The sequence below is a fragment of the Moorena sp. SIO3B2 genome (assembly GCF_010692525.1).
GTDB lineage: Bacteria > Cyanobacteriota > Cyanobacteriia > Cyanobacteriales > Coleofasciculaceae > Moorena > Moorena producens.
This window is the reverse complement of the sequence record NZ_JAAHHE010000330.1, coordinates 1-6,543: the sequence shown is the minus strand read 5'-3', so window position 1 is coordinate 6,543 and position 6,543 is coordinate 1. Positions and strand designations below refer to the sequence as shown.

Sequence of the window (6,543 nt, the reverse complement as noted above, 5' to 3'; positions counted from 1 at the left end):
TTGAGTATTTGAATATCGTGGTCGAGTATTTGAATATCGTGGACGAGTCTGAGAGTCTCAACGTTGAGTATTTGAGTCTCGTGGTTGAGCCTCAGAGCCTCGTGAACAAACCTCTTCCCTGCTCCCTGTTCCCTACTGAGATGGAATAGAGCTGCGGGCAGGATGCCCACTCTACTGATATGGAATAGAGCTGCGGGCAGGATGCCCACTCTACTGAGATGGAATAGACGGGCGGGCAGGATGCCCACTGTACTGAGATGGAATAGAGCTGCGGGCAGGATGCCCACTGTACTGAGATGGAATAGAGCTGCGGGCAGGATGCCCACTGTACTGAGATGGAATAGAGCTGCGGGCAGGATGCCCACTCTACTGAGATGGAATAGAGCTGCGGGCAGGATGCCGACTCTACTGATATAGAGCTGCGGGCAGGATGCCCACTCTACTGAGATGGAATAGACCTGCGGGCAGGATGCCCACTCTACTGATATGGAATAGAGCTGCGGGCAGGATGCCCACTCTACTGAGATGGAATAGACGGGCGGGCAGGATGCCGACTCTACTGAGATGGAATAGAGCTGCGGGCAGGATGCCCACTCTACTGAGATGGAATAGAGCTGCGGGCAGGATGCCCACTCTACTGAGATGGAATAGAGCTGCGGGCAGGATGCCCACTCTACTGAGATGGAATAGACGGGCGGGCAGGATGCCCACTCTACTTCTGACTTCAGACTTCTGACTTCTGACTTTTTAGAAATGCTATAATCTATGAGGTTTTGTATAAAAATTGGTTAATCCAGGGTGCTTTAAAATAAGTCTATTTTTTGAATAACTATTGTAGAGCAGTTGATGGCAATGGCTGACAATACATCTGATGGCCAAGTTGACTTTCTCTTAGAGGTGCTACAAGCAATTGCAGACAGTAATGGTGATCAGCAGGTAGTTGAGAAATTACTGGAAGCAAATATCGACAAACTTAATCAGACCTTAGCAGATAAATTGCGGGATTGGGCAACAACTAAGCTGGCGGAAGCGAAGCCAGATGAAGCCATATCCCTAAGCGCAGATATTGTTGAATTTAGCAAAATAGTAGCAAAATTACCTTTGGGTGACAAAGCCAGCAATATAGAAATTGCTATCACTGGCTATGAAGTCGCCCTAACTGTTTACACCCATGAAGCTTTTCCGGTTGAATGGGCAAAGACTCAATTCAATCTCGGTCTTGCTTACTCTCAAAGAAGAAAAGGTCAGAAAGCAGAAAACCTTGAAGTTGCCATTGCTTGTTTCCAATTTGTTTTAGAAGTACGCACCCGTGAAGGGTTTCCGGTTGAATGGGCAAAGACTCAATTCAATCTCGGTATTGCTTACCGTAACCGAATAAAAGGTGAGAAAGCACAGAATATAGAACAAGCCATCGCTTGTTGCCAACAGGCTCTTAGAGTTTTTACCTTTGAGGCATTTCCTGATGATTGGGCATGGACACAATATAATCTCGGTATTGCTTACAATAACCGAATAAAAGGTGAGAAAGCACAGAATATAGAAGAAGCGATCGCTTGTTACCAACAGACTCTAAGAGTTTATACCTTTGAGGCATTTCCTTATGAGTGGGCATCGACACAAACTAATCTCGGTGCTGCTTACAGTAACCGAATAAAAGGGGAGAAAACACAGAATATAGAAAAAGCGATCGCTTGTTACCAACAGGCTCTTAGAGTTAGAACCTTTGAGGCATTTTCTTATCAGTGGGCATTGACACAAACTAATCTCGGTGCTGCTTACAGTGACCGAATCAAAGGGGAGAAAGCAGAGAATATTGAAGTTGCGATCGCTTGTTACCAACAGGCTCTAAGAGTTTATACCTTTGAGGCATTTCCTTATGAGTGGGCAACGACACAAAATAATCTCGGTATTGCTTACAGTGACCGAATCAAAGGGTAAAAAGCACAGAATAGTGAAGTTGCGATCGCTTGTTACCAACAGGCTATTAGAGTCAGAAAATTTGAGGCATTTCCTTATGAGTGGGCATTGACACAAACTAATCTCGGTGCTGCTTACAATAACCGAATAAAAGGTCAGAAAGCACAGAATATTGAAGTTGCGATCGCTTGTTACCAAGAAGCTCTGAGAGTTAGAACCTTTGAGGCATTTCCGATTGATTGGGCATTGACACAAAATAATCTCGGTGCTGCTTACGGTATCCGCATCAAAGGTGAGAAATCACAGAATATTGAAGTTGAGATCGCTTGTTTACAACAGACTCTAAGAGTTTATACCTTTGAGGCATTTCCTTATGAGTGGGCAAGGACACAAAATAATCTCGGTCTTGCTTACCGTAACCGCATCAAAGGTGATAAAGCACAGAATATTGAAGAAGCGATCGCTTGTTTACAACAGGCTCTAAGAGTTTATACCTTTGAGGCATTTCCTTATGATTGGGCAAGGACACAAAATAATCTCGGTCTTGCTTACGGTGACAGAATAAAAGGGGAAAAAGAACAGAATAGTGAAGAAGCGATCGCTTGTTACCAACAAGCTCTAAGAGTTTATACATTTGAGGCATTTCCTGATGATTGGGCAAGGACACAAAATAATCTCGGTGCTGCTTACGGTATCCGCATCAAAGATGAGAAAGCACGGAATATAGAAGAAGCGATTTCTTGTTACCAACAGACTCTAAGAGTTACAACATTTGAGGCATTTCCTTATGATTGGGCAAGGACACAAACTAATCTCGGTAATGCTTACAGTGACCGCATCAAAGGTGAGAAAGCACAGAATATTGAAGTTGCGATCGCTTGTTACCAACAGGCTCTAAGAGTTACAACCTTTGAGGCATTTCCTTATGATTGGGCAATCACACAAACTAATCTCGGTAATGCTTACAGTGACCGCATCAAAGGTGAGAAAGCACAGAATATTGAAGTTGCGATCGCTTGTTACCAACAGGCTATTAGAATATTAACCTTTGAGGCATTTCCTTATGATTGGGCAGATACACAAAATAATATCGGAAATGCTTACGATGACCGCATCAAAGGTGAGAAAGCACAGAATATTGAAGAAGCGATCGCTTGTTACCAACAGACTCTTAGAGTCAGAACCTTTGAGGCATTTCCTTATGAGTGGGCAAGGACACAAAATAATCTCGGTGCTGCTTACGGTGACCGAATCAAAGGTGAGAAATCACAGAATATAGAAGATGCCATCGCTTGTTACCAACAGGCTCTAAGAGTTTATACCTTTGAGGCATTTCCTATTGATTGGGCAATGACACAATATAATCTCGGTAATGCTTACGGTAACCGAATCATAGGTCAGAAGGCACAAAACCTAGAAAAAGCCATCGCTTGCTACAAATTGGCTTTAAAAGTACGCACCCGTGAGGCTTTTCCCGAAAACCATGCTGACACTTTGTTCCAACTAGGGATAGCTTACCAAGACAGTCAGCAGTCTCTCTTAGCTTACACCACCTTTAACTCTGCCATTGCTACCGTAGAATCTTTGCAGGAGGAAATGGTTTCTGGAGAGGAAAGCAAGCGCAAACACCGCGAAAAGTGGAACAAACTTTATAGCATAATGGTAGAAGTTTGTGTAGATTTAGATAATATTACTGAAGCACTTGATTATGCTGAACAAAGCAAAAATCGCTATATAGTCGAAGAGATTATCAGCCGTGAACTGAAAAGCATCTTTCCGGCAAATATTGTTACTAAACTAAAAAAATACAGAGATGAAATAGCCACAGGTCAAAAGCAAATTCAGGATAGCAAAGCTAAAAACCCAACAGCCTTAGCAAAACGTCTTCAAGGATTGCGACAGCAGCATAATGAATTAAAAAACCGCTATTTCCCCATTGCTTCTGGCTTTCAGTTTGAGCAATTCCAGAACAAGTTGGATCACCACACTGCCATTGTCGAGTTTTACATTACACGGAATAAGCTGGTCACGTTCGTCTTCACCCGTAATCAAGTTTGGCATTCTCAGTTAAAAGACTTAGGTCAATTGGTAGATTGGGCAAATGGATATTTAAGAGCCTACTCCACCAAAAAATACCATTACGAAAAGCACCTTACTACTCGTCTACATTCCCTGGCGCAAATTTTATTCATTGATCACATCATTAAGCAAATTCCCGAAAAATGCGATCGCTTAATTTTAATCCCCCATCGGTATTTACATTTGTTCCCCCTTCATGCTTTACCGATTACCAGTGAGCAGGGAGAAGGTAACGCTAAAATTCTGATGGATCGCTTTCCAGCAGGGGTAAGTTACGCCCCTAGCTGTCAACTACTGCAACTTACTCAAACTAGACAACGCCCAGAAGAGTTTACCCACCTGTTTGCAGTTCAAAATTCCGCTGATAATTTACATTACACTCCTATCGAAGTAGACGTAATCAAAAGCTACTTCAATCCACCACCAGATACAGAAATTCTTGTAGAAAACGCTGCTACCAAAGCCGCCATAAATAGCAAAGCTTTCAACAGTTACCACTGTTTACATTTTAGCTGTCACGGTTACTTTAATTACCAAGAACCACGGAAATCGGCTCTAATTCTGGCCAATGCCCATAAATCGACCTCTGCTGAACCCAATTCGGAGCGCTATTTACGGATAAGTGACGAGGAAATCTTTGACCTAGAGAAATGTCTGACTATCGATCAAGTCTTTGACCTACAATTAGAACAATGTCGCCTGGTCACCCTTTCTGCTTGTGAAACCGGATTGATTGATTACACCAACATCAGCGATGAATACATTGGGTTACCCAGTGGTTTCCTAGTGGCGGGGAGTCCAGCAGTAGTTAGTAGCTTGTGGAAGGTAAAGGATTTATCCACGGCATTGTTAATGATTAAATTTTATCAGAATCTACGAGAGCAGATACCTTTAGCAGTTGCTCTTAACCAAGCCCAACTATGGCTGCGGGATAGTACTAAAGAAGAATTAGAGGAGTGGGCAAGCCATTTGCCCTTGAGTCTGAATAACCAAGCACAGTTAGATGACACTTTTTATAAGCTGGGTTCTATGGAAAAACCTTTTAAAAACCCCTACCATTGGGCAGCTTTCGTTGCCATTGGTAACTAGTATAGCAAGGGAAGTATAGTTTAGGATATAGTCTTTTAGTTGAAAGGGAGCAGGGAGCAGGGAGCAGGGAGCAGGGAGCAGAAGATGTCTTAAGCTTTACTTCGACTGCTAGAGTTTATAGTAATTATTAAATTTGGGATATTTAAAATGAAATTTGCACAAAAAAACGTCAATGCGTTTATCCAATTACTACAAAATACTCCAGAACTAATTAACACTCAAGACCGACAAACTCTCGCAGAGAAGATTCCAGAAGATATTGAAAAAATCTCAGAATTTATTTTGGCTTGGTGCAAACAACGACCAGAAATTAATGGGGCTTTGGAACAAGTACGTAGAAGTCTCCCAGATGATGAACCAATTGGTGAAAAAGGAATTGGAGGCAAATTCCCTACTCCAGAAGCCAAAGCTGACTATGAAAAGAACGTGAAAGAAGAACTACTCAACGCTCTCCGCAAGAGTTCTACGGAAGAAACCGAAAAACCCAACACTCCCAAAGGCTGATGACTGACAGCGCCTTGCGAATCAAAAACCCCAGCGTCACCCTTTATGCCTTCCATCTCTGCCAAGACTTAAGTCAAGAACCGGGAAAGTTCCGACAGGATGCGGATCAGTTGTGGCAACACTGTGCTCAGCTCAGCGAACCCCTAGCTATCCCAGACCTGAAATCTTTACCTGAAAAATTACAATCCTTTCCAAGCCAAACCGCGATCGCAAGCCGTTACCTAGAACTATTACCTGATCATGGTCGCTTAACCTATAGGCCACCACTGCAAATAGAAGGCTCTGCCCTAACAGTAGAGGTCTATCCGGTTAAAATTCATGACACCTATGCCCTTGACCTAACTCTGTATTACCAAAATGTCACCGTTCCAGCCAGTCAATTTAGTCGGTTAAATCCCCAAGGGTGCCTGCTAGCCAGCAACATTCAACCTTCCTTGGGACAAACCTTAGTGCTCTATGGCGAACCCGTGGGCACTCCCCAGGAGGATAGAAAGTTAGCCGATGCCTGTGTGGATGCTTTTTTCGAGGGAACCGACCAAAAACCGCAGTTTATGGCATCTGGGCACTTATTTGGTAGCCCAATTTTTGCCTATGACAACGGTAAAGAGAAACCAACGGAGCAATGTCACCTTCTGGTCTGGTTAAACCGTAACCCAGAAACCTTAAACCTGGTTGAAAAGACGTCTTTGTCATTTTTCAATCTGTTGTGCTGTCGCAGTAAAATCCTGTTTGCTTATGATCAAGCCCGTTGGTGTTATCGCCAAACTAGAGCACTCTATGGGCAATTGGAAGAAGAGGTTAAAGGCTTCAAGGAATTGCCAAGGGACCCAGAAACAAGGCTAGAGCAACTGAAGCAGAAACTGACTGAGATGCCACTAAAGACCTTTGACTATGCTGGTTATCTGCGAGACATGGAGGATCACAAAACTGCGATCGCTACCAATGCCAGCAACT

Annotated in this window: 3 protein-coding genes and 1 pseudogene; all 4 read left to right on the top strand. The window is 43.3% G+C overall.

Annotated elements, in window-relative coordinates:
- Positions 1-852 precede the first annotated feature (852 nt).
- Entirely contained in the window at positions 853-1,938 is a 1,086-nt protein-coding gene (locus tag F6K38_RS32745) for a tetratricopeptide repeat protein (RefSeq protein WP_287359253.1), read from the top strand.
- A gap of 87 nt (positions 1,939-2,025) precedes the next feature.
- A complete protein-coding gene (locus F6K38_RS32740) occupies positions 2,026-5,085 on the top strand; it encodes a CHAT domain-containing protein (protein WP_287359250.1) in 3,060 nt (1,019 codons plus the stop codon).
- A 147-nt stretch (positions 5,086-5,232) separates the two neighbouring features.
- Positions 5,233-5,589, top strand: a complete 357-nt coding sequence (locus tag F6K38_RS32735; protein ID WP_287359248.1) for a hypothetical protein — start codon at positions 5,233-5,235, stop codon at positions 5,587-5,589.
- Positions 5,589-6,543 (top strand): annotated as a pseudogene (locus tag F6K38_RS32730) (hypothetical protein); the annotation flags it as partial. The gene F6K38_RS32735 and the pseudogene F6K38_RS32730, both read left to right, overlap by 1 nt.